24 protein-coding genes are annotated in these 22543 nt (G+C 72.6%); 12 read left to right on the top strand and 12 right to left on the bottom strand.

Annotation, left to right across the window (positions count from 1 at the left end):
- The first annotated feature begins 198 nt into the window (after positions 1-198).
- Entirely contained in the window at positions 199-420 is a 222-nt protein-coding gene (locus tag E4P40_RS06555; protein WP_135158062.1) for a hypothetical protein, read from the top strand.
- Between the two features lie 70 nt (positions 421-490).
- On the opposite strand, the gene E4P40_RS06550 is transcribed toward E4P40_RS06555, so the two are convergent.
- Entirely contained in the window at positions 491-1159 is a 669-nt protein-coding gene (locus tag E4P40_RS06550) for a CoA transferase subunit B (RefSeq protein ID WP_135158063.1), read from the bottom strand.
- Positions 1159-1974 (bottom strand): CoA transferase subunit A, encoded by an 816-nt coding sequence (locus E4P40_RS06545; protein WP_167762130.1) that lies wholly within the window; start codon positions 1972-1974, stop codon positions 1159-1161. The genes E4P40_RS06550 and E4P40_RS06545 overlap by 1 nt, the downstream gene beginning before the upstream one ends.
- A gap of 127 nt (positions 1975-2101) precedes the next feature.
- Here E4P40_RS06545 and E4P40_RS06540 point away from each other — a divergent pair, with 127 nt between their 5' ends.
- Positions 2102-2506: a zf-TFIIB domain-containing protein gene (locus E4P40_RS06540; protein WP_135158064.1), complete on the top strand. Its 405-nt coding sequence runs from the start codon at positions 2102-2104 to the stop codon at positions 2504-2506.
- Positions 2507-2515: 9 nt separating this feature from the next.
- On the opposite strand, the gene E4P40_RS06535 is transcribed toward E4P40_RS06540, so the two are convergent.
- Positions 2516-3490: a sensor histidine kinase gene (locus tag E4P40_RS06535; protein ID WP_245160171.1), complete on the bottom strand. Its 975-nt coding sequence runs from the start codon at positions 3488-3490 to the stop codon at positions 2516-2518.
- 196 nt (positions 3491-3686) lie between these two features.
- On the opposite strand from E4P40_RS06535, the gene E4P40_RS06530 reads away from it, so the two are divergent.
- Positions 3687-5111: an NADP-dependent succinic semialdehyde dehydrogenase gene (locus E4P40_RS06530; protein ID WP_135158065.1), complete on the top strand. Its 1425-nt coding sequence runs from the start codon at positions 3687-3689 to the stop codon at positions 5109-5111.
- Between the two features lie 63 nt (positions 5112-5174).
- Here E4P40_RS06530 and E4P40_RS06525 read toward each other — a convergent pair whose 3' ends face one another.
- Positions 5175-5528 carry a UBP-type zinc finger domain-containing protein gene (locus E4P40_RS06525; RefSeq protein WP_135158066.1) on the bottom strand — a complete coding sequence of 118 codons (354 nt, stop codon included), beginning with the start codon at positions 5526-5528 and terminating at the stop codon, positions 5175-5177.
- A 29-nt stretch (positions 5529-5557) separates the two neighbouring features.
- Here E4P40_RS06525 and E4P40_RS06520 point away from each other — a divergent pair, with 29 nt between their 5' ends.
- The 4 genes from E4P40_RS06520 to E4P40_RS06505 all read left to right on the top strand — a co-directional run bounded on the left by E4P40_RS06520 (position 5558) and on the right by E4P40_RS06505 (position 10057).
- Positions 5558-6013, top strand: coding sequence for a DUF5709 domain-containing protein (locus tag E4P40_RS06520; RefSeq protein WP_135158067.1), 456 nt, complete (start codon positions 5558-5560; stop codon positions 6011-6013).
- 135 nt (positions 6014-6148) lie between these two features.
- Positions 6149-7807: an FAD-dependent oxidoreductase gene (locus E4P40_RS06515; RefSeq protein ID WP_135158068.1), complete on the top strand. Its 1659-nt coding sequence runs from the start codon at positions 6149-6151 to the stop codon at positions 7805-7807.
- Positions 7804-9237 carry an ATP-binding protein gene (locus tag E4P40_RS06510; protein WP_135158069.1) on the top strand — a complete coding sequence of 478 codons (1434 nt, stop codon included), beginning with the start codon at positions 7804-7806 and terminating at the stop codon, positions 9235-9237. The genes E4P40_RS06515 and E4P40_RS06510 overlap by 4 nt, the downstream gene beginning before the upstream one ends.
- Position 9238: 1 nt before the next feature.
- A complete protein-coding gene (locus E4P40_RS06505) occupies positions 9239-10057 on the top strand; it encodes a hypothetical protein (protein ID WP_135158070.1) in 819 nt (272 codons plus the stop codon).
- On the opposite strand, the gene E4P40_RS06500 is transcribed toward E4P40_RS06505, so the two are convergent.
- Positions 10054-11325, bottom strand: coding sequence for a GTP-binding protein (locus E4P40_RS06500; RefSeq protein ID WP_209305210.1), 1272 nt, complete (start codon positions 11323-11325; stop codon positions 10054-10056). The two genes, E4P40_RS06505 and E4P40_RS06500, sit on opposite strands and share 4 nt — an antisense overlap.
- On the opposite strand from E4P40_RS06500, the gene E4P40_RS06495 reads away from it, so the two are divergent.
- The gene (locus E4P40_RS06495) at positions 11288-12658 is read left to right on the top strand and encodes a GTP-binding protein (protein ID WP_245160172.1); all 1371 of its coding nucleotides are present in this window, start codon (positions 11288-11290) and stop codon (positions 12656-12658) included. The genes E4P40_RS06500 and E4P40_RS06495 overlap by 38 nt on opposite strands.
- Here the strand turns inward: E4P40_RS06495 and E4P40_RS06490 are convergent.
- The 4 genes from E4P40_RS06490 to E4P40_RS06475 all read right to left on the bottom strand — a co-directional run bounded on the left by E4P40_RS06490 (position 12655) and on the right by E4P40_RS06475 (position 17154).
- Entirely contained in the window at positions 12655-13473 is an 819-nt protein-coding gene (locus E4P40_RS06490) for a hypothetical protein (RefSeq protein WP_135158070.1), read from the bottom strand. The genes E4P40_RS06495 and E4P40_RS06490 overlap by 4 nt on opposite strands.
- Position 13474: 1 nt before the next feature.
- Complete coding sequence (locus tag E4P40_RS06485; RefSeq protein WP_135158069.1) at positions 13475-14908, bottom strand: ATP-binding protein; 1434 nt, start codon at positions 14906-14908, stop codon at positions 13475-13477.
- The gene (locus tag E4P40_RS06480) at positions 14905-16563 is read right to left on the bottom strand and encodes an FAD-dependent oxidoreductase (protein ID WP_135158068.1); all 1659 of its coding nucleotides are present in this window, start codon (positions 16561-16563) and stop codon (positions 14905-14907) included. The genes E4P40_RS06485 and E4P40_RS06480 overlap by 4 nt, the downstream gene beginning before the upstream one ends.
- Positions 16564-16698: 135 nt before the next feature.
- Entirely contained in the window at positions 16699-17154 is a 456-nt protein-coding gene (locus tag E4P40_RS06475; protein WP_135158067.1) for a DUF5709 domain-containing protein, read from the bottom strand.
- Positions 17155-17183: 29 nt separating this feature from the next.
- Between E4P40_RS06475 and E4P40_RS06470 the strand changes: the two genes are divergently transcribed.
- Positions 17184-17537 carry a UBP-type zinc finger domain-containing protein gene (locus E4P40_RS06470; protein WP_135158066.1) on the top strand — a complete coding sequence of 118 codons (354 nt, stop codon included), beginning with the start codon at positions 17184-17186 and terminating at the stop codon, positions 17535-17537.
- Positions 17538-17600: 63 nt separating this feature from the next.
- Here E4P40_RS06470 and E4P40_RS06465 read toward each other — a convergent pair whose 3' ends face one another.
- Positions 17601-19025, bottom strand: coding sequence for an NADP-dependent succinic semialdehyde dehydrogenase (locus E4P40_RS06465; protein WP_135158065.1), 1425 nt, complete (start codon positions 19023-19025; stop codon positions 17601-17603).
- Positions 19026-19221: 196 nt separating this feature from the next.
- Here E4P40_RS06465 and E4P40_RS06460 point away from each other — a divergent pair, with 196 nt between their 5' ends.
- Complete coding sequence (locus tag E4P40_RS06460) at positions 19222-20196, top strand: sensor histidine kinase (protein WP_245160171.1); 975 nt, start codon at positions 19222-19224, stop codon at positions 20194-20196.
- Positions 20197-20205: 9 nt separating this feature from the next.
- Here the strand turns inward: E4P40_RS06460 and E4P40_RS06455 are convergent, their stop codons facing one another.
- Positions 20206-20610, bottom strand: coding sequence for a zf-TFIIB domain-containing protein (locus E4P40_RS06455; protein WP_135158064.1), 405 nt, complete (start codon positions 20608-20610; stop codon positions 20206-20208).
- Between the two features lie 127 nt (positions 20611-20737).
- Between E4P40_RS06455 and E4P40_RS06450 the strand changes: the two genes are divergently transcribed.
- Both E4P40_RS06450 and E4P40_RS06445 read left to right on the top strand, forming a co-directional pair.
- A complete protein-coding gene (locus E4P40_RS06450; protein ID WP_167762130.1) occupies positions 20738-21553 on the top strand; it encodes a CoA transferase subunit A in 816 nt (271 codons plus the stop codon).
- Entirely contained in the window at positions 21553-22221 is a 669-nt protein-coding gene (locus tag E4P40_RS06445) for a CoA transferase subunit B (RefSeq protein ID WP_135158063.1), read from the top strand. Before E4P40_RS06450 ends, E4P40_RS06445 begins: the two co-directional genes overlap by 1 nt.
- Positions 22222-22291: 70 nt before the next feature.
- On the opposite strand, the gene E4P40_RS06440 is transcribed toward E4P40_RS06445, so the two are convergent.
- Positions 22292-22513 carry a hypothetical protein gene (locus tag E4P40_RS06440; protein ID WP_135158062.1) on the bottom strand — a complete coding sequence of 74 codons (222 nt, stop codon included), beginning with the start codon at positions 22511-22513 and terminating at the stop codon, positions 22292-22294.
- Positions 22514-22543: the final 30 nt, after the last annotated feature.

Here is a 22543-nt window from a genome sequence, read left to right as displayed (position 1 = left end):
CCGAATGACGACGACCTGACGCGCCTCCAGCGGGTTCGCGAGGTTGCGGCGCAGGCGTCGGGGCGCGGATGCCGCCAGGTCCGTCAGGCAGTCGCACTGGCCGACGGGCTGGCCGGTTCACCGCAGGAGACGAGGGTTGCCTGCTGCTGCACGCGAACCGTGGCCTCCCTGCAGGGGCCCGCTGCGAGCTGGCGAGTGGTGGGGCGCAGGGAGGTCCTTCCGTTCGCGTGGCCGCACGCCGAGGTGATCGTCGAGTACGAGGGGAGGTGGCACGGCGAGACCCCGCAGCAGGTGGCCAAGGATCGGCGGAGGCTCAACCGGCCGAGCGCCGCCGGCTGGACGATCGTCTTCGTCACCGCCGAGGACCTCTGTCGACCCAGGGCTTTCCTCACCCGCATCGCGACCGCATTGAGCCGTTGAGTGTCGGGTCGTGGTCGCGATCCGAGCTCGATGACGACCACGACGCGACACTCGGCGACGAGGGCATTTCTCAGACGGTGGCGGGGAGGGGCATCTCGCGGAGGTCGTCGGCGATCGTGAGCGGGGCGCCGGTGGCGGCGACCACCTCGTCGGCGGTCACCCCGGGCGCGATCTCGCGCAGGACGAAACCGTCGGGCGCGACGTCGATGACGGCGAGGTCGGTGATGACGCGGTCGACGCAGTGCTTGCCGGTCAGCGGCAGGGTGCACTCCTCGAGCAGTTTGGGCGACCCGTCGCGGGCGACGTGCTCCATCATGATGATCACCTTGCGGGCGCCGTGGACGAGGTCCATCGCGCCGCCCATGCCGTTGACCATCTTGCCGGGGATCAGCCAGTTGGCCAGGTCGCCGCGGGGGTTGACCTGCATCGCACCCAGGACCGCGACGTCGAGGTGCTTGCCGCGGATCATCCCGAACGACATGGCGGAGTCGAAGAAGCTGGCGCCGGGCAGGATCGTCACGGTCTCCTTGCCGGCGTTGATCAGGTCGGGGTCCTCCTCGCCCTCGTAGGGGTAGGGGCCGACACCGAGGATGCCGTTCTCCGAGTGCAGGACGACGTGGATGTCGTCGGGCACGTAGTTCGGGACCAGGGTGGGCATCCCGATGCCGAGGTTGACGTACTGGCCGTCCTCCAGCTCGAGTGCGACCCGGGCGGCCAGCTGCTCGCGGGTGAGTGCCATCAGGCGGTGCCTCCAGCGGTTGCGATCTCCTCGCCGGCGCCGGCCGGGGTGTCGGAACGGTCGGTGCGCGGGCGGGTCGTGCGCTTCTCGATCTTCTTGCCCTCGGCGCCGACCACCACCACGCGGTCGACGAACACCCCGGGCAGGTGCACGTGCTCGGGGGTGATCCCGCCGGGCTCGACGAGCTCCTCGACCTCGGCGATGGTGATCCGCCCGGCCATGCCCGCGGGGGCGTTGAAGTTGCCGGCCGACTCGTGGAACACCAGGTTGCCGTGGCGGTCGCCGGTCTTGGCCCTGAGCAGCGCGAAGTCGGCGGTCAACGCGGTCTCGAGGACGTACTGCTCGCCGTCGAAGACCCGCACCTCCTTGGGCTCGCTGGTCTTCACGACGTTGCCCTCCGCGTCGTAGCGGACCGGGATGCCGCCCTCGGCGACCATCGTCCCGACACCGGTCGGCGTGTAGAAGGCGGGGATGCCGGCGCCGCCGGCGCGCAGCCGCTCGGCCAGCGTGCCCTGCGGCGTGAGCTCGACCTCCAGCTCACCGGTGAGGTAGAGCCGGGCCAGCTCCTTGTTGCCCCCGACGAACGAGCTGATCGTGCGGACGATCCGGCCGGCGTAGAGGAGCACGCCCAGGGCCTGGTCGTCGACGCCGCAGTTGTTCGAGATCGTGGTGAGTCCGCGGGAGCCCTTCTCGAGCAGCGCATCGATGAGCGCGACAGGGACGCCGCACAGCCCGAACCCGCCGACCGCGAGGACGGAGCCGTCGGCGATGTCGGCGACGGCCTCCCGGGTGGTGGCCACGACTTTGTCCAACACGTGCTCCCATCGGGTCGGGGACTGCCGCCGTCAGTATCGCCTGTCCTCCCGCGCGTACCCGACGTGCGGTCTCCGCTGGGTGGAATGGGTGCGGGAACTACTGACGCGCCGCCCCCGTTCGGCGGACATGGATCTGACCTGTCCGAAGTGCCAGGGGACGATGCGCACCTACGAGCGCAACGGCGTCCACGTCGACCAGTGCACCGAGTGCCGCGGGATCTTCCTGGACCGGGGCGAGCTCGACCGGCTCATCGACGCCGAGAACGCGTGGCACGGCGGCGGCGCGAAGCCGGCGGAGCGGCACGAGGAGCGTCCCGAGGAGCGTCGCGGGGACGAGTACCGCCGGGAGCAGGAGTCCTCCCACGGCTACTCGTCCGGCCACCAGTCCGCCGCGTCCGGCGCGGGCCTCGGCGCCGTCGTCGGGGAGGTGCTGCGCCAGGTGCAGGGATCGAAGTCGCACTCCTCGCACTCCTCGGACCCCTACTACAAGAAGCGGAAGAAGGAGTCCTTCCTCGGCGACCTCTTCGGCTGAGCGGCGCCGTCAGCCGAGGCGGACGGTGAGCCGGACGGCGACGCCGTGCTCACCGGCGGAGATGTCGACGTGGTCGCACAGCTGGCGGGCGAGCCAGAGACCCATCCCGCCGCGGGACAGGTCGTCGCCGTGCGCCGGCCCGTAACCGGCGAACGGGTCGTCGAAGCCCGGACCCCGGTCGCGGATGGTGCAGACGACGCGGTCGCCGCCGACCCACAGTCGCAGGCTCACCGGCGGCCCGCCGTGGCGGACGGCGTTCGACGTCATCTCGTCGACGGCGAGCAGGAAGTCCTCGACGAGGTCGCGCGGCGCGTCGACGGTGCCGAGTTCGGCGGCGACCGCGTGGCGCAGACCGATGAAGTCCGCGACGTCGCCGGCCTCCAGCCGCGGCACCGTCTCCTCGAGCGGTTCTCGCGGGACCGGCAGCGAGCGCAGGTAGGCAGCGGGCTCGGTGAACTGCGGGTTGGGGGCGCGACCACCGTCGCCGTCGAGGACGTGGGAGTGGGTGCGCAGGGCCGACTCGAGCAGGGGATCGGGCAGCCGCTGGGTGTCGAACACGCACAACCCCCAGAGCGGCCAGCCGCCGAGGGCCTCGTTGATCACCGACTCGTAGCGCTGCCACTCCAGCCAGTCCCGCTCGGTCGGGCCGAAGTCCACCTCGCCGACCACCCGCACCCGGGAGATCCCCTCGGCCGCGCGCTGCTCCGCCAGCGACCGGAAGGTCGTGATCGCCGTGGGCGTCCGCGCCCGGTAGACGTCGCCTCGCTCGAGGACGTGCACCCGCGGTTCGCCGCCGACGGCGTCCCGCAGGACGTCCGCCGTCGCAGCGCTGGTGGCGACCACCGCTGCATCGCCGGCGGCGAGACCCTCGAGCAGCCAGGGCGCGGCGATGTCGACGAGTTCGGCGGGCGAGTCGTAGAGGAGGGCGTCGTGGAGGTAGCGGTGAGGCGGGCGCGTCCGCGCCACCGCTGACTGCCCTGTCACGAATCCGTCCCTCGCAGTGTCGACCGCCACCGCTGAACGGAGGCATGCTCCCACGGTAGGTGACGCGAGCGAGGCATGTGCTCGGACGGTGGGGTCGCGACCCGCGGGCACGCGACCGCGGGACCCGTTTCGGCGACTCCGCGCCGGGCAGGTGTAGGACGGAAGGCGCGAACGAGCACGTCGACGGGAGACCAGCATGGCGATCGCCACCATCAACCCGGCCACCGGCGAGACGCTGAAGACCTACGAGCCGCTCTCCGGCGACGCGGTCGAGGAGAAGATCGCCCGCGCCGCCGCTGCGTGGGCGAGCTACCGGCTGACGACGGCGGAGGAGCGCGCCGGCTGGCTGCGGTCGGCCGCGGACGTGCTCGACGCCGACGCCGACGCCGTGGCGGAGCTGATGACCACCGAGATGGGCAAGACGCTGGCGTCGGCCAGGGCCGAGGTCGCCAAGTGCGGCAAGGCGCTGCGGTGGTACGCCGAGCACGGCCCCACGCTCCTGGAGCCCGAGCGCAAGGACGCCGACGCGGTGGGGGCGACCGAGGCCTACGTCGTCTACCAGCCGCTGGGCGTCGTCCTGGCGATCATGCCGTGGAACTTCCCGCTCTGGCAGGCGATGCGATTCGCCGCACCGGCCCTCATGGCCGGCAACGTCGGCCTGCTCAAGCACGCCAGCAACGTGCCGCAGACGGCGCTCTACCTGGAGGAGCTGTTCCGCAAGGCCGGCTTCCCGGCCGACGTGTTCCAGACGCTGCTCGTCGGTTCCGGCGCCGTCGAGAAGATCCTGCGCGACGACCGGGTGGTCGCCGCGACCCTCACCGGCAGTGCGCCCGCCGGGCAGTCCGTCGCCGCCATCGCCGGCGACGCCCTGAAGCCGACGGTGCTCGAGCTCGGCGGCAGCGATCCGTTCATCGTCATGCCCTCGGCCGACCTGGAGAAGGCCGCGGCGGTGGCCGTGACCGCGCGCAACCAGAACAACGGGCAGAGCTGCATCGCGGCCAAGCGGTTCTTCGTGCACCGGGACGTCGCCGAGGAGTTCACCCGGCAGTTCACCGAGAAGATCGCGGCCCTGACCGTCGGCGACCCGATGGACGCGAACACCGAGATCGGGCCGCTGGCGACGGAGTCCGGGCGCGAGGACGTGGAGAAGTACGTCCAGGACGCCGTCGCCAAGGGCGCGACGGTCCTCACCGGGGGGAAGCGCGTCGACGGGCCCGGCTGGTTCTACGAGCCCACCCTCCTGGCGCGCATCACGCCGGAGATGGACCTCTACTTCGAGGAGGTCTTCGGCCCGGTGGCGGCGCTGTTCACCGTCGACAGCCTCGAGGAGGCCATCGAGATCGCAAACGGCCACCCGTACGGACTCGGCGCCAACCTCTGGAGCGACGACGAGGACGAGCGGGCGCGGTTCGTCCGCGACATCGCCTCGGGCATGGCGTTCGTCAACGGCATGGTCACCAGCTATCCGGAGCTGCCGTTCGGCGGCGTGAAGCAGAGCGGCTACGGCCGGGAGCTCACCGAGGTCGGCATGCGCGCCTTCATGAACGCCAAGACGGTCTGGATCGGCGGGGCCAGCAGCGAGCACGACGGCGGGCACACCGCGGGCGCCGCGTCGGAGTGACTGCCGGGCCGCCAGGCCCTGGCCACTGCGGCTGGTCGCCGCCAGACTCGGGCCGTGTCCCCCTCAGTGCAGCTTGGCGCGCCAGTCGGCCGGTACCCGCTCCCGCGGGCCGGGCGCGGGCTGGTCGACCGGGTGGTGGTGCGGCGGCGCGAGGTCCGGCCCGTCGACCGCCTCCTCGGTGGTGAAGTTCCAGAACCACGTCTCACCGGGCTCGAAGCTGCGGATGACCGGGTGACCGGCCTCCTCCGCGTGGGCGCGCGCGTGCTGGCTCGGCGAGGAGTCGCAGCAGCCCACGTGCCCGCACTGGGCGCAGCGGCGCAGGTGGAACCACCAGCCGGCGGTCTGCTCGCACTCGGCGCAGCCGGTGCCGCTGGGCGGCACGCTGACGTCGATCGCTGACACGGAACTCTCGGGCACGGCGACCACCAGAGGAATCGGAGAGCGGCATGGAACCAGGCATCTACGGTACGGACGGCACGGACCCCGAGGAAGCCTCCGGCGTCCTGGAGCCCGAGGACACGCTGGAGGACTCCCGGGGCGTCCGCGACGTCCTGGACACCGGGTGGTCCCCGGCGGAACGGCCGTGGGCCGTCGACGACTGGGGGACGACGGAGGCCGAGGAGGAGGCGGGGGAGAGCCTCGACGGCCGCCTGCGGCGCGAGCTCCCCGACCGCTTCGACGACGACGGCGACGGGCTGGGCGACACCTCCGACACCGACGGCGAGCTGATCGACGACGAGGTCGGCGACCGGCGGGCCGGGCGGCTCGTGGACGCCGACGACGGCGGCACCGACGACAGCGATGACCGGCTCTACGCCCGGGACGAGGGCATCGACGGCGCCGCGGCGTCAGCGGAGGAGGCGGCGGTCCACGTCGTCCGGGACCGCGACCTGGAGGACTGAGCTGCGACGACCGCGGCCCCGCGAGCTGCGCGACTAGCGTTGTGAGAGGACCCCCTTGCCCCCCACCACTCGCACGCTCGCGGCGGGCCCCTGCAAGGGGGCCACGACACAGCAGGACGCCCGACAGGAGTCGCCATGGACAAGCCGGTCCTGCTGAGCGTCGACGACGACCCGGGCGTCTCCCGCGCCGTCGCCCGCGACCTGCGGCGGAAGTACGGCGAGGACTTCCGGATCCTGCGGGCGTCCTCGGGCGCGGAGGCGCTGGACGCGCTGCGGGAACTGAAGCTGCGCGGCGACGTCGTGGCGGTGCTGCTGGCCGACTACCGGATGCCGGGGATGAACGGAATCGAGTTCCTCGAGCAGGCGATGGACCTGTTCCCCCGCGCGCGGCGGGCCCTGCTCACCGCGTACGCCGACACCGACGCGGCGATCCAGGCGATCAACGTCGTCGACGTCGACGCCTACCTGCTCAAGCCGTGGGACCCGCCGGACGAGAAGCTCTATCCCACCGTCGACGGGATGATCAAGTCCTGGCGGCACAGCCCTGACACCGCCGTCGAGGACGTGAAGCTCGTCGGTCACCGCTGGTCGGCGCCCTCGTTCCGGGCGCGCGACTTCCTCGCCCGCAACGCCGTGCCCTACCGCTGGTACAGCGTGGACGAGCCGGAGGGGCAGCGGCTGCTCGCCGCGGCGGACGCCGGGCCCGACGACGTCCCCGTCGTGATCACGCCCGACGGCACGGTGCTGCGCGCACCCAGTGAGGTCGAGCTCGCCGGTGTCGCCGGGCTGAGCGTGGAACCGCAGGCGGACTTCTACGACCTGATCGTCGTCGGCGGCGGTCCCGCCGGCCTCGGCGCCGCTGTGTACGGCGCCTCGGAGGGGCTCCGCACGGTCCTCGTCGAACGCGAGGCCACGGGCGGGCAGGCCGGTCAGAGCAGCCGGATCGAGAACTACCTCGGGTTCCCCGACGGGGTCTCCGGCGGGCAGCTGGCCGACCGCGCGCGCCGGCAGGCCGCGAAGTTCGGCGCCGAGATGCTGCTGACCCGTGACTGCGTCGCACTGGAGGCCCATGGGTCCAAGCGGGTGCTGCGGTTCGCCGACGGCAGCACGATCGCCGCGCACGCCGTCGTCCTGGCGACGGGGGTCTCCTACCGCAGCCTGGGCGTGGCCGGCGCCGACGAGCTGACCGGTCGTGGCGTCTACTACGGCTCGGCCATGACGGAGGCGCAGGAGTGCGCCGACCAGAAGGTCGTCATCGTGGGCGGCGCGAACTCCGCCGGCCAGGCGGCCGTGTTCTTCTCCCGGTACGCCAGCACGGTGCACATCCTGGTGCGCGGGCCGTCGCTCGAGGCGTCGATGTCGCACTACCTCATCGAACAGATCGCCGGCATCGAGAACGTCCACGTGCACATCTGCACGACGGTGGCCGAGGCCCACGGCACCGACCACCTCGAGCAGCTGACGCTGCAGGACGCGCGCACCGGTGAACGCCAGACCGTGCCGACCACCCACCTGTTCGTCTTCATCGGTGGCGAACCGCGCACGCACTGGCTGGACGGGGCCGTGGTGCGCGACGACCGCGGCTTCATCCCGACCGGCCCGGAGCTGCTCGAGGACGGCCGCCGGCCGGCCGACTGGCCGCTGGACCGCGATCCGTACTTCCTCGAGTCCAGCCTGCCGGGGGTGTTCGTGGCCGGTGACGTCCGGGCCGACTCGGTCAAGCGGGTCGCGTCCGCCGTGGGCGAGGGTGCGATGGCGGTCACCCTCGTGCACCGCTACCTGGAGGACCGATGACGAGGGCGCAGCAGCTCACTCCTGAGGAACTGCGCGGGCTCTTCCTCTTCGAGGACCTGACCGAGGACCAGCTGGCCTGGGTGGCCGACAACGGCGACGTCGTCGAGTGTCCGGCGGGCGCGGAGGTCTCGGTCGAAGGTGAGCCGGCAGAGTGCTTCTTCGTGCTCCTGGAGGGGTCGCTCAGCATGGTCCGCCTGGTCGGGGGCAGCGAGGTGGAGACGGTCCGGACCGACCACCGCGGCGTCTATTCCGGCGCCGTCCAGTTCTACTTCGGCGACCGGCTCGAGCAGCGGTACCCGGCGACGGTCCGGGCCGTCACCGACTGCCGCTTCCTGACCCTGCCGGCGCAGCCGTTCGCCGCCGTCTTCCGGCAGTGGTACCCGATGGCGGTCCACCTGCTCGAGGGCATGTTCGTCGGACAGCGGAACTCCGCCGAGCTCGTCGGTCAGCGCGAGCGGCTGCTCGCACTGGGCAAGCTGACCGCCGGCCTGACCCACGAGCTGAACAACCCTGCGGCGGCCGCGGCGCGCGCCGCCGCCGCGCTGCGCGAGCGCTTCGCCGGGATGCGGCACAAGCTCGCACTGCTGTCGGAGAAGAAGCTCGACGGCGAGGTGCTGCGGGCGCTGACCGGGCTGCAGGAGGAGTTCATCGCCCGGATCCCCGGTACGCCCGACCTGTCGGCGCTGGAACGGTCCGACCGCGAGGACGCCCTGGGTGACTGGCTCGACCGGCGCGGCGTGGCCCAGCCCTGGGAGCTGGCCGGCGTCTTCGTCGCCGCGGGTCTCGGGCCGGAGGACCTCGAGCGCGTCGCCGCGGCCGTGGCGCCGTCCTTCCTGGAACCCGCCTTGCGGTGGCTGAGCTACACCGTCGAATCCGAGACGCTGCTCGCCGAGATCGCCGACAGCACCGGCCGGATCTCCAGCCTGGTGGACGCGGCCAAGCAGTACTCGCAGATGGACCGGATGCCGCACCAGCCGACCGACCTGCGCGCGGGCCTGGACGCCACCCTCGTGATGCTCGGCGCCAAGATCGCCCCCGGCGTCACCGTGGTCAAGGACTACGACGCGGACCTGCCGCCGGTGCCCGCCTACGCCGGCGAGCTGAACCAGGTGTGGACCAACCTGATCCACAACGCCCTCGACGCGATGGCGGGGGAGGGGACGCTCACCCTGCGCACCGCCCGGGACGGCGACTGCGCCCTGGTGGAGATCGTCGACACCGGCCCGGGCATCCCCGCCGAGCTGACCAGCCGCGTCTTCGAGCCGTTCTTCAGCACCAAGCCGGTCGGCCAGGGCACCGGTCTGGGGCTCGACGTCTCCTGGCGCATCGTGGTCAAGCGGCACGGCGGCGACCTGCGGGTGACGTCCCGGCCCGGCGACACCCGGTTCCAGGTCGTGCTCCCGCTCACCGAGCCGACGTCCCCGGCCTGAGATGTTCGACGACGAATGGATGGGGCTGCTCACCCGCGAGGTGCTGCGCGAGCGCACTGCCGAGCTGATCGCCGAGGCGTGCGCGTGGGCCGTCGGGATGTCCGACCAGCCGCACTACCTGCGCGCCGGCGGGCGGATCGTCGGGACGGGACCGACCGTCGGCGGACGGGCCCTCACCGGTCTGGCGCTGAGCGGGGACGAGGACGGCCGGCTCGACCTCGGCGACGCCCGGCCCGGCAGCTTCCGGGATGCGCTCAACGGCGTCGATTCCGCCGGCCGGCTGCAGGCCGACCGCTTCGACGACGAGCTGCTCCATCCGTTCGTCAGCGAGACCTGCCTGCGGGCGGCCGAGCGGGCGCAGCGCACCCGCCCCGGCGACTGGGCCGAGCTGGCCGACGACGTGGGCGAGGAGGAGGCAGACCTCGCCGACGTCGTCCGCGCCGGCGGCTGGGAGGCGCCGCTGCGGATCGACGCCGAGCACCTCGTCCTGGCCGCGCTGGGCGACGTCCCGCTCATCGAGGTGGAGGCGGAGGGACTGCCGTTGTCGCTGGTGCGGGCGGCGGAGGCGGCCACCCGCGCCGCGGTGCCCCTCGACACGGTAGTTCCGGACGACGCCCTCGCCGGTGCCCGTTTCCTCGCCGCGGCCGCCCTGGACGCGGCCGGTCTGCCGGTCCCCGTCCCGCCGGCCGACGCCGGCCGGCTGCTCGACGGGCTCGTCGCGCACGGCCTCGAGGACGACGAGGTCGTCCGGGTGCTGCCCGACCTGCCGCTGGAGACGGCGACCGCGGAGCGGATCAGCGAGCTGCTGCGCCGCCGCTAGAGCTCGGCCGCGACCAGGGTCTCCAGTGTCAGGTCCGGGTGCTTGTCCCTGAACACCCGCAGGCTCCACTTGTCGCTGAACACCGCGACGTACTCGCCGTTGGTGCGCTGCAGCACCTCCGCGCCGCGCGCGGTCGAGACGACCGGGGCGGAGGCCTCGTCGGTGCGCAGGGCGATGCTGTAGGGCAGCCGGTCCAGGTCCACCGCGGCGCCGAACTCGTGCTCCATGCGGTGGGTGGCGACCTCGAACTGCATCGGGCCGACGACGGCCAGCACCGGTGCCTGGTCGCCCCGGCGGTCCGAGCGCAGCACCTGGACGACGCCCTCGGAGTCCAGCTGCTCGATCCCGCGGCGGAACTGCTTGTGCTTGCCGGTGTCCCGGCCGCGGCAGACCGCGAAGTGCTCGGGCGCGAACGTGGTGAGCGGCGGGTAGGTCACCGGACGGTCGGCGTAGAGGGTGTCCCCGACGCCCAGCGCGGCGGCGTTGACCAGCCCGACGACGTCCCCGGGATAGGCGACGTCGATGCTCTCCCGCTCGCGGCCGAACACGTGCTGGGCGTACTTCGTGGCGAACGGGCGGCCGGTGCGGGCATGGGTGACGACCATGCCGCGCTCGAAGACCCCCGAGCAGATCCGGATGAACGCGAGCCGGTCGCGGTGGGCGGTGTCCATGCCGGCCTGCACCTTGAAGACGAACGCGCTGAAGGGGTCGGTCAGCGTCCGCGTGCCGCCATCGGCGTCGGTCTGGTCCGACGGCGCCGGGGCGAGGCCGACCAGGGTGTCCAGCAGCGCGCCGACGCCGAAGTTGGAGACGGCGGAGGCGAACAGCACGGGAGTCGTGACGCCGTCCAGGAAGAGGGACTGCTCGTGGTCGGCACCGGTCGCACCGAGCAGCTCGACCTCCTCCACCGCCTGCTGCCAGGCGTCGCCCTCGCGGGCGAGCGCGGCGTCGGCGGAGAGGGTCTCCTCCGGCGCGATGGTCGCCCCGCCGGCCGTGCGCGTGAACCTGCGGTAGGTGCCGTCGGAGCGGTCCAGCACGCCGCGGAAGTCGCCGGCGATCCCGACCGGCCAGGTCAAGGGCGTGGGGGTGAGACCGGTCCGCTCGCTGATCTCGTCCATCAGCTCGAGGGCGTCCTTGCCCGGACGATCCCACTTGTTGACGACGGTCAGCACGGGGATGCCGCGGTGCCGGCAGACCGCGAACAGCTTCATCGTCTGGGCCTCGAGGCCCTTGGCGGCGCTCCAGTTCGAGTACCAGGACGCGGTCATCAACCTGCTCGACACCCCGGGCCACGCCGACTTCTCGGAGGACACCTACCGCGTCCTCACCGCGGTCGACGCCGCCGTGATGCTGATCGACGCCGCCAAGGGCCTCGAGGCCCAGACGATGAAGCTGTTCGCGGTCTGCCGGCACCGCGGCATCCCCGTGCTGACCGTCGTCAACAAGTGGGATCGTCCGGGCAAGGACGCCCTCGAGCTGATGGACGAGATCAGCGAGCGGACCGGTCTCACCCCCACGCCCTTGACCTGGCCGGTCGGGATCGCCGGCGACTTCCGCGGCGTGCTGGACCGCTCCGACGGCACCTACCGCAGGTTCACGCGCACGGCCGGCGGGGCGACCATCGCGCCGGAGGAGACCCTCTCCGCCGACGCCGCGCTCGCCCGCGAGGGCGACGCCTGGCAGCAGGCGGTGGAGGAGGTCGAGCTGCTCGGTGCGACCGGTGCCGACCACGAGCAGTCCCTCTTCCTGGACGGCGTCACGACTCCCGTGCTGTTCGCCTCCGCCGTCTCCAACTTCGGCGTCGGCGCGCTGCTGGACACCCTGGTCGGCCTCGCCCCGGCGCCGTCGGACCAGACCGACGCCGATGGCGGCACGCGGACGCTGACCGACCCCTTCAGCGCGTTCGTCTTCAAGGTGCAGGCCGGCATGGACACCGCCCACCGCGACCGGCTCGCGTTCATCCGGATCTGCTCGGGGGTCTTCGAGCGCGGCATGGTCGTCACCCATGCCCGCACCGGCCGCCCGTTCGCCACGAAGTACGCCCAGCACGTGTTCGGCCGCGAGCGGGAGAGCATCGACGTCGCCTATCCCGGGGACGTCGTCGGGCTGGTCAACGCCGCCGCGCTGGGCGTCGGGGACACCCTCTACGCCGACCGTCCGGTGACCTACCCGCCGCTCACCACGTTCGCGCCCGAGCACTTCGCGGTCTGCCGCGGCCGGGACACCGGCAAGCACAAGCAGTTCCGCCGCGGGATCGAGCAGCTGGACTCCGAGGGCGTCGTCCAGGTGCTGCGCTCGGACCGCCGGGGCGACCAGGCACCGGTGCTGGCCGTCGTCGGCCCGATGCAGTTCGAGGTCGCCACCCACCGCATGGAGCACGAGTTCGGCGCCGCGGTGGACCTGGACCGGCTGCCCTACAGCATCGCCCTGCGCACCGACGAGGCCTCCGCCCCGGTCGTCTCGACCGCGCGCGGCGCGGAGGTGCTGCAGCGCACCAACGGCGAGTACGTCGCGGTGTTCAGCGACAAGTGGAGCCTGCGGGTGTTCAGGGACAAGCACCCGGACCTGACACTGGAGACCCTGGTCGCGGCCGAGCTCTAGCGGCGGCGCAGCAGCTCGCTGATCCGCTCCGCGGTCGCCGTCTCCAGCGGCAGGTCGGGCAGCACCCGGACGACCTCGTCGTCCTCGAGGCCGTGCGCGACGAGCCCGTCGAGCAGCCGGCCGGCGTCGGCCGGCGGGACGGGGACCGGCAGACCGGCCGCGTCCAGGGCGGCCGCGGCGAGGAAACGGGCACCGGCGAGGGCGTCGTCCGGAACTACCGTGTCGAGGGGCACCGCGGCGCGGGTGGCCGCCTCCGCCGCCCGCACCAGCGACAACGGCAGTCCCTCCGCCTCCACCTCGATGAGCGGGACGTCGCCCAGCGCGGCCAGGACGAGGTGCTCGGCGTCGATCCGCAGCGGCGCCTCCCAGCCGCCGGCGCGGACGACGTCGGCGAGGTCTGCCTCCTCCTCGCCCACGTCGTCGGCCAGCTCGGCCCAGTCGCCGGGGCGGGTGCGCTGCGCCCGCTCGGCCGCCCGCAGGCAGGTCTCGCTGACGAACGGATGGAGCAGCTCGTCGTCGAAGCGGTCGGCCTGCAGCCGGCCGGCGGAATCGACGCCGTTGAGCGCATCCCGGAAGCTGCCGGGCCGGGCGTCGCCGAGGTCGAGCCGGCCGTCCTCGTCCCCGCTCAGCGCCAGACCGGTGAGGGCCCGTCCGCCGACGGTCGGTCCCGTCCCGACGATCCGCCCGCCGGCGCGCAGGTAGTGCGGCTGGTCGGACATCCCGACGGCCCACGCGCACGCCTCGGCGATCAGCTCGGCAGTGCGCTCGCGCAGCACCTCGCGGGTGAGCAGCCCCATCCATTCGTCGTCGAACATCTCAGGCCGGGGACGTCGGCTCGGTGAGCGGGAGCACGACCTGGAACCGGGTGTCGCCGGGCCGGGACGTCACCCGCAGGTCGCCGCCGTGCCGCTTGACCACGATGCGCCAGGAGACGTCGAGCCCCAGACCGGTGCCCTGGCCGACCGGCTTGGTGCTGAAGAACGGCTCGAAGACGCGGCTGGTCAGCTCGGCGGGGATGCCCGGGCCGGTGTCGACGATCTCCACCAGGGCGCAGTCGCCGTCCCGGGCGGTGCGCAGGGTGAGCGTCCCCTCCCCCGCCATCGCGTCGAGGGCGTTGTGGATCAGGTTGGTCCACACCTGGTTCAGCTCGCCGGCGTAGGCGGGCACCGGCGGCAGGTCCGCGTCGTAGTCCTTGACCACGGTGACGCCGGGGGCGATCTTGGCGCCGAGCATCACGAGGGTGGCGTCCAGGCCCGCGCGCAGGTCGGTCGGCTGGTGCGGCATCCGGTCCATCTGCGAGTACTGCTTGGCCGCGTCCACCAGGCTGGAGATCCGGCCGGTGCTGTCGGCGATCTCGGCGAGCAGCGTCTCGGATTCGACGGTGTAGCTCAGCCACCGCAAGGCGGGTTCCAGGAAGGACGGCGCCACGGCCGCGGCGACGCGCTCGAGGTCCTCCGGCCCGAGACCCGCGGCGACGAAGACGCCGGCCAGCTCCCAGGGCTGGGCCACGCCGCGCCGGTCGAGCCAGTCACCCAGGGCGTCCTCGCGGTCGGACCGTTCCAGCGCCGACAGGTCGGGCGTACCGGGGATCCGGGCGATGAACTCCTCCTGCAGCCCGGTCAGCGCCCGCAGCACCTCGCCGTCGAGCTTCTTCTCCGACAGCAGTGCGAGCTTGTGCCGCATCCCGGCGAAGCGCTCGCGCAGCGCGGCGGCGGCGCGCGCCGCGGCCGCCGCAGGGTTGTTCAGCTCGTGGGTCAGGCCGGCGGTCAGCTTGCCCAGTGCGAGCAGCCGCTCGCGCTGACCGACGAGCTCGGCGGAGTTCCGCTGTCCGACGAACATGCCCTCGAGCAGGTGGACCGCCATCGGGTACCACTGCCGGAAGACGGCGGCGAACGGCTGCGCCGGCAGGGTCAGGAAGCGGCAGTCGGTGACGGCCCGGACCGTCGCCGGGTACCGCTGCTCGAGCCGGTCGCCGAAGTAGAACTGGACGGCGCCGGAATAGACGCCGCGGTGGTCGGTCCGGACCGTCTCCACCTCGCTGCCCCCGACCAGGCGGACCATGCTGAGCGACCCCTCCAGGAGCACGAAGAAGCACTCTGCCGGCTCACCTTCGACCGAGACCTCCGCGCCCGCCGGACACTCGACGACGTCGCCGTTGTCGGCCACCCAGGCCAGCTGGTCCTCGGTCAGGTCCTCGAAGAGGAAGAGCCCGCGCAGTTCCTCAGGAGTGAGCTGCTGCGCCCTCGTCATCGGTCCTCCAGGTAGCGGTGCACGAGGGTGACCGCCATCGCACCCTCGCCCACGGCGGACGCGACCCGCTTGACCGAGTCGGCCCGGACGTCACCGGCCACGAACACCCCCGGCAGGCTGGACTCGAGGAAGTACGGATCGCGGTCCAGCGGCCAGTCGGCCGGCCGGCGGCCGTCCTCGAGCAGCTCCGGGCCGGTCGGGATGAAGCCGCGGTCGTCGCGCACCACGGCCCCGTCCAGCCAGTGCGTGCGCGGTTCGCCACCGATGAAGACGAACAGGTGGGTGGTCGGCACGGTCTGGCGTTCACCGGTGCGCGCGTCCTGCAGCGTCAGCTGCTCGAGGTGGTCGGTGCCGTGGGCCTCGGCCACCGTCGTGCAGATGTGCACGTGGACGTTCTCGATGCCGGCGATCTGTTCGATGAGGTAGTGCGACATCGACGCCTCGAGCGACGGCCCGCGCACCAGGATGTGCACCGTGCTGGCGTACCGGGAGAAGAACACGGCCGCCTGGCCGGCGGAGTTCGCGCCGCCCACGATGACGACCTTCTGGTCGGCGCACTCCTGCGCCTCCGTCATGGCCGAGCCGTAGTAGACGCCACGACCGGTCAGCTCGTCGGCGCCGGCCACGCCCAGGCTGCGGTAGGAGACCCCCGTCGCCAGGACGACGGCGTGCGCGGCGATCGTGCTGCCGTCGGCGAACCGCAGCACCCGCTTGGACCCATGGGCCTCCAGTGCGACGCAGTCACGGGTCAGCAGCATCTCGGCGCCGAACTTCGCGGCCTGCCGGCGCGCGCGGTCGGCCAGCTGCCCGCCGGAGACCCCGTCGGGGAACCCGAGGTAGTTCTCGATCCGGCTGCTCTGACCGGCCTGCCCGCCCGTGGCCTCGCGTTCGACGAGGACCGTGCGGAGCCCCTCCGAGGCGCCGTACACAGCGGCGCCGAGGCCGGCGGGACCGCCGCCGACGACGATCAGGTCGTAGAAGTCCGCCTGCGGTTCCACGCTCAGCCCGGCGACACCGGCGAGCTCGACCTCACTGGGTGCGCGCAGCACCGTGCCGTCGGGCGTGATCACGACGGGGACGTCGTCGGGCCCGGCGTCCGCCGCGGCGAGCAGCCGCTGCCCCTCCGGCTCGTCCACGCTGTACCAGCGGTAGGGCACGGCGTTGCGGGCGAGGAAGTCGCGCGCCCGGAACGAGGGCGCCGACCAGCGGTGACCGACGAGCTTCACGTCCTCGACGGCGGTGTCAGGGCTGTGCCGCCAGGACTTGATCATCCCGTCGACGGTGGGATAGAGCTTCTCGTCCGGCGGGTCCCACGGCTTGAGCAGGTAGGCGTCGACGTCGACGACGTTGATCGCCTGGATCGCCGCGTCGGTGTCGGCGTACGCGGTGAGCAGGGCCCGCCGCGCGCGGGGGAACAGGTCCATCGCCTGCTCGAGGAACTCGATTCCGTTCATCCCCGGCATCCGGTAGTCGGCCAGCAGCACCGCCACGACGTCGCCGCGCAGCTTCAGTTCCCGCAGCGCGTCCAGCGCCTCCGCGCCCGAGGACGCCCGCAGGATCCGGAAGTCCTCGCCGTACTTCCGCCGCAGGTCGCGGGCGACGGCGCGGGAGACGCCCGGGTCGTCGTCGACGCTCAGCAGGACCGGCTTGTCCATGGCGACTCCTGTCGGGCGTCCTGCTGTGTCGTGGCCCCCTTGCAGGGGCCCGCCGCGAGCGTGCGAGTGGTGGGGGGCAAGGGGGTCCTCTCACAACGCTAGTCGCGCAGCTCGCGGGGCCGCGGTCGTCGCAGCTCAGTCCTCCAGGTCGCGGTCCCGGACGACGTGGACCGCCGCCTCCTCCGCTGACGCCGCGGCGCCGTCGATGCCCTCGTCCCGGGCGTAGAGCCGGTCATCGCTGTCGTCGGTGCCGCCGTCGTCGGCGTCCACGAGCCGCCCGGCCCGCCGGTCGCCGACCTCGTCGTCGATCAGCTCGCCGTCGGTGTCGGAGGTGTCGCCCAGCCCGTCGCCGTCGTCGTCGAAGCGGTCGGGGAGCTCGCGCCGCAGGCGGCCGTCGAGGCTCTCCCCCGCCTCCTCCTCGGCCTCCGTCGTCCCCCAGTCGTCGACGGCCCACGGCCGTTCCGCCGGGGACCACCCGGTGTCCAGGACGTCGCGGACGCCCCGGGAGTCCTCCAGCGTGTCCTCGGGCTCCAGGACGCCGGAGGCTTCCTCGGGGTCCGTGCCGTCCGTACCGTAGATGCCTGGTTCCATGCCGCTCTCCGATTCCTCTGGTGGTCGCCGTGCCCGAGAGTTCCGTGTCAGCGATCGACGTCAGCGTGCCGCCCAGCGGCACCGGCTGCGCCGAGTGCGAGCAGACCGCCGGCTGGTGGTTCCACCTGCGCCGCTGCGCCCAGTGCGGGCACGTGGGCTGCTGCGACTCCTCGCCGAGCCAGCACGCGCGCGCCCACGCGGAGGAGGCCGGTCACCCGGTCATCCGCAGCTTCGAGCCCGGTGAGACGTGGTTCTGGAACTTCACCACCGAGGAGGCGGTCGACGGGCCGGACCTCGCGCCGCCGCACCACCACCCGGTCGACCAGCCCGCGCCCGGCCCGCGGGAGCGGGTACCGGCCGACTGGCGCGCCAAGCTGCACTGAGGGGGACACGGCCCGAGTCTGGCGGCGACCAGCCGCAGTGGCCAGGGCCTGGCGGCCCGGCAGTCACTCCGACGCGGCGCCCGCGGTGTGCCCGCCGTCGTGCTCGCTGCTGGCCCCGCCGATCCAGACCGTCTTGGCGTTCATGAAGGCGCGCATGCCGACCTCGGTGAGCTCCCGGCCGTAGCCGCTCTGCTTCACGCCGCCGAACGGCAGCTCCGGATAGCTGGTGACCATGCCGTTGACGAACGCCATGCCCGAGGCGATGTCGCGGACGAACCGCGCCCGCTCGTCCTCGTCGTCGCTCCAGAGGTTGGCGCCGAGTCCGTACGGGTGGCCGTTTGCGATCTCGATGGCCTCCTCGAGGCTGTCGACGGTGAACAGCGCCGCCACCGGGCCGAAGACCTCCTCGAAGTAGAGGTCCATCTCCGGCGTGATGCGCGCCAGGAGGGTGGGCTCGTAGAACCAGCCGGGCCCGTCGACGCGCTTCCCCCCGGTGAGGACCGTCGCGCCCTTGGCGACGGCGTCCTGGACGTACTTCTCCACGTCCTCGCGCCCGGACTCCGTCGCCAGCGGCCCGATCTCGGTGTTCGCGTCCATCGGGTCGCCGACGGTCAGGGCCGCGATCTTCTCGGTGAACTGCCGGGTGAACTCCTCGGCGACGTCCCGGTGCACGAAGAACCGCTTGGCCGCGATGCAGCTCTGCCCGTTGTTCTGGTTGCGCGCGGTCACGGCCACCGCCGCGGCCTTCTCCAGGTCGGCCGAGGGCATGACGATGAACGGATCGCTGCCGCCGAGCTCGAGCACCGTCGGCTTCAGGGCGTCGCCGGCGATGGCGGCGACGGACTGCCCGGCGGGCGCACTGCCGGTGAGGGTCGCGGCGACCACCCGGTCGTCGCGCAGGATCTTCTCGACGGCGCCGGAACCGACGAGCAGCGTCTGGAACACGTCGGCCGGGAAGCCGGCCTTGCGGAACAGCTCCTCCAGGTAGAGCGCCGTCTGCGGCACGTTGCTGGCGTGCTTGAGCAGGCCGACGTTGCCGGCCATGAGGGCCGGTGCGGCGAATCGCATCGCCTGCCAGAGCGGGAAGTTCCACGGCATGATCGCCAGGACGACGCCCAGCGGCTGGTAGACGACGTAGGCCTCGGTCGCCCCCACCGCGTCGGCGTCCTTGCGCTCGGGCTCCAGGAGCGTGGGGCCGTGCTCGGCGTACCACCGCAGCGCCTTGCCGCACTTGGCGACCTCGGCCCTGGCCGACGCCAGCGTCTTGCCCATCTCGGTGGTCATCAGCTCCGCCACGGCGTCGGCGTCGGCGTCGAGCACGTCCGCGGCCGACCGCAGCCAGCCGGCGCGCTCCTCCGCCGTCGTCAGCCGGTAGCTCGCCCACGCAGCGGCGGCGCGGGCGATCTTCTCCTCGACCGCGTCGCCGGAGAGCGGCTCGTAGGTCTTCAGCGTCTCGCCGGTGGCCGGGTTGATGGTGGCGATCGCCATGCTGGTCTCCCGTCGACGTGCTCGTTCGCGCCTTCCGTCCTACACCTGCCCGGCGCGGAGTCGCCGAAACGGGTCCCGCGGTCGCGTGCCCGCGGGTCGCGACCCCACCGTCCGAGCACATGCCTCGCTCGCGTCACCTACCGTGGGAGCATGCCTCCGTTCAGCGGTGGCGGTCGACACTGCGAGGGACGGATTCGTGACAGGGCAGTCAGCGGTGGCGCGGACGCGCCCGCCTCACCGCTACCTCCACGACGCCCTCCTCTACGACTCGCCCGCCGAACTCGTCGACATCGCCGCGCCCTGGCTGCTCGAGGGTCTCGCCGCCGGCGATGCAGCGGTGGTCGCCACCAGCGCTGCGACGGCGGACGTCCTGCGGGACGCCGTCGGCGGCGAACCGCGGGTGCACGTCCTCGAGCGAGGCGACGTCTACCGGGCGCGGACGCCCACGGCGATCACGACCTTCCGGTCGCTGGCGGAGCAGCGCGCGGCCGAGGGGATCTCCCGGGTGCGGGTGGTCGGCGAGGTGGACTTCGGCCCGACCGAGCGGGACTGGCTGGAGTGGCAGCGCTACGAGTCGGTGATCAACGAGGCCCTCGGCGGCTGGCCGCTCTGGGGGTTGTGCGTGTTCGACACCCAGCGGCTGCCCGATCCCCTGCTCGAGTCGGCCCTGCGCACCCACTCCCACGTCCTCGACGGCGACGGTGGTCGCGCCCCCAACCCGCAGTTCACCGAGCCCGCTGCCTACCTGCGCTCGCTGCCGGTCCCGCGAGAACCGCTCGAGGAGACGGTGCCGCGGCTGGAGGCCGGCGACGTCGCGGACTTCATCGGTCTGCGCCACGCGGTCGCCGCCGAACTCGGCACCGTCGACGCGCCGCGCGACCTCGTCGAGGACTTCCTGCTCGCCGTCGACGAGATGACGTCGAACGCCGTCCGCCACGGCGGGCCGCCGGTGAGCCTGCGACTGTGGGTCGGCGGCGACCGCGTCGTCTGCACCATCCGCGACCGGGGTCCGGGCTTCGACGACCCGTTCGCCGGTTACGGGCCGGCGCACGGCGACGACCTGTCCCGCGGCGGGATGGGTCTCTGGCTCGCCCGCCAGCTGTGCGACCACGTCGACATCTCCGCCGGTGAGCACGGCGTCGCCGTCCGGCTCACCGTCCGCCTCGGCTGACGGCGCCGCTCAGCCGAAGAGGTCGCCGAGGAAGGACTCCTTCTTCCGCTTCTTGTAGTAGGGGTCCGAGGAGTGCGAGGAGTGCGACTTCGATCCCTGCACCTGGCGCAGCACCTCCCCGACGACGGCGCCGAGGCCCGCGCCGGACGCGGCGGACTGGTGGCCGGACGAGTAGCCGTGGGAGGACTCCTGCTCCCGGCGGTACTCGTCCCCGCGACGCTCCTCGGGACGCTCCTCGTGCCGCTCCGCCGGCTTCGCGCCGCCGCCGTGCCACGCGTTCTCGGCGTCGATGAGCCGGTCGAGCTCGCCCCGGTCCAGGAAGATCCCGCGGCACTCGGTGCACTGGTCGACGTGGACGCCGTTGCGCTCGTAGGTGCGCATCGTCCCCTGGCACTTCGGACAGGTCAGATCCATGTCCGCCGAACGGGGGCGGCGCGTCAGTAGTTCCCGCACCCATTCCACCCAGCGGAGACCGCACGTCGGGTACGCGCGGGAGGACAGGCGATACTGACGGCGGCAGTCCCCGACCCGATGGGAGCACGTGTTGGACAAAGTCGTGGCCACCACCCGGGAGGCCGTCGCCGACATCGCCGACGGCTCCGTCCTCGCGGTCGGCGGGTTCGGGCTGTGCGGCGTCCCTGTCGCGCTCATCGATGCGCTGCTCGAGAAGGGCTCCCGCGGACTCACCACGATCTCGAACAACTGCGGCGTCGACGACCAGGCCCTGGGCGTGCTCCTCTACGCCGGCCGGATCGTCCGCACGATCAGCTCGTTCGTCGGGGGCAACAAGGAGCTGGCCCGGCTCTACCTCACCGGTGAGCTGGAGGTCGAGCTCACGCCGCAGGGCACGCTGGCCGAGCGGCTGCGCGCCGGCGGCGCCGGCATCCCCGCCTTCTACACGCCGACCGGTGTCGGGACGATGGTCGCCGAGGGCGGCATCCCGGTCCGCTACGACGCGGAGGGCAACGTCGTGAAGACCAGCGAGCCCAAGGAGGTGCGGGTCTTCGACGGCGAGCAGTACGTCCTCGAGACCGCGTTGACCGCCGACTTCGCGCTGCTCAGGGCCAAGACCGGCGACCGCCACGGCAACCTGGTGTTCCACGAGTCGGCCGGCAACTTCAACGCCCCCGCGGGCATGGCCGGGCGGATCACCATCGCCGAGGTCGAGGAGCTCGTCGAGCCCGGCGGGATCACCCCCGAGCACGTGCACCTGCCCGGGGTGTTCGTCGACCGCGTGGTGGTGGTCGGCGCCGAGGGCAAGAAGATCGAGAAGCGCACGACCCGCCCGCGCACCGACCGTTCCGACACCCCGGCCGGCGCCGGCGAGGAGATCGCAACCGCTGGAGGCACCGCCTGATGGCACTCACCCGCGAGCAGCTGGCCGCCCGGGTCGCACTCGAGCTGGAGGACGGCCAGTACGTCAACCTCGGCATCGGGATGCCCACCCTGGTCCCGAACTACGTGCCCGACGACATCCACGTCGTCCTGCACTCGGAGAACGGCATCCTCGGTGTCGGCCCCTACCCCTACGAGGGCGAGGAGGACCCCGACCTGATCAACGCCGGCAAGGAGACCGTGACGATCCTGCCCGGCGCCAGCTTCTTCGACTCCGCCATGTCGTTCGGGATGATCCGCGGCAAGCACCTCGACGTCGCGGTCCTGGGTGCGATGCAGGTCAACCCCCGCGGCGACCTGGCCAACTGGCTGATCCCCGGCAAGATGGTCAACGGCATGGGCGGCGCGATGGACCTCGTCCACGGCGCCCGCAAGGTGATCATCATGATGGAGCACGTCGCCCGCGACGGGTCGCCCAAACTGCTCGAGGAGTGCACCCTGCCGCTGACCGGCAAGCACTGCGTCGACCGCGTCATCACCGACCTCGCCGTCATCGACGTCGCGCCCGACGGTTTCGTCCTGCGCGAGATCGCGCCCGGGGTGACCGCCGACGAGGTGGTCGCCGCCACCGGCGCCCCGCTCACGATCGCCGACGACCTCCGCGAGATGCCCCTCCCCGCCACCGTCTGAGAAATGCCCTCGTCGCCGAGTGTCGCGTCGTGGTCGTCATCGAGCTCGGATCGCGACCACGACCCGACACTCAACGGCTCAATGCGGTCGCGATGCGGGTGAGGAAAGCCCTGGGTCGACAGAGGTCCTCGGCGGTGACGAAGACGATCGTCCAGCCGGCGGCGCTCGGCCGGTTGAGCCTCCGCCGATCCTTGGCCACCTGCTGCGGGGTCTCGCCGTGCCACCTCCCCTCGTACTCGACGATCACCTCGGCGTGCGGCCACGCGAACGGAAGGACCTCCCTGCGCCCCACCACTCGCCAGCTCGCAGCGGGCCCCTGCAG

The organism is Blastococcus sp. CT_GayMR20 (genome assembly GCF_004570345.1).
Note: the sequence above shows the minus strand (reverse complement) of the source record. Positions and strands in the feature narration are given on the sequence as shown.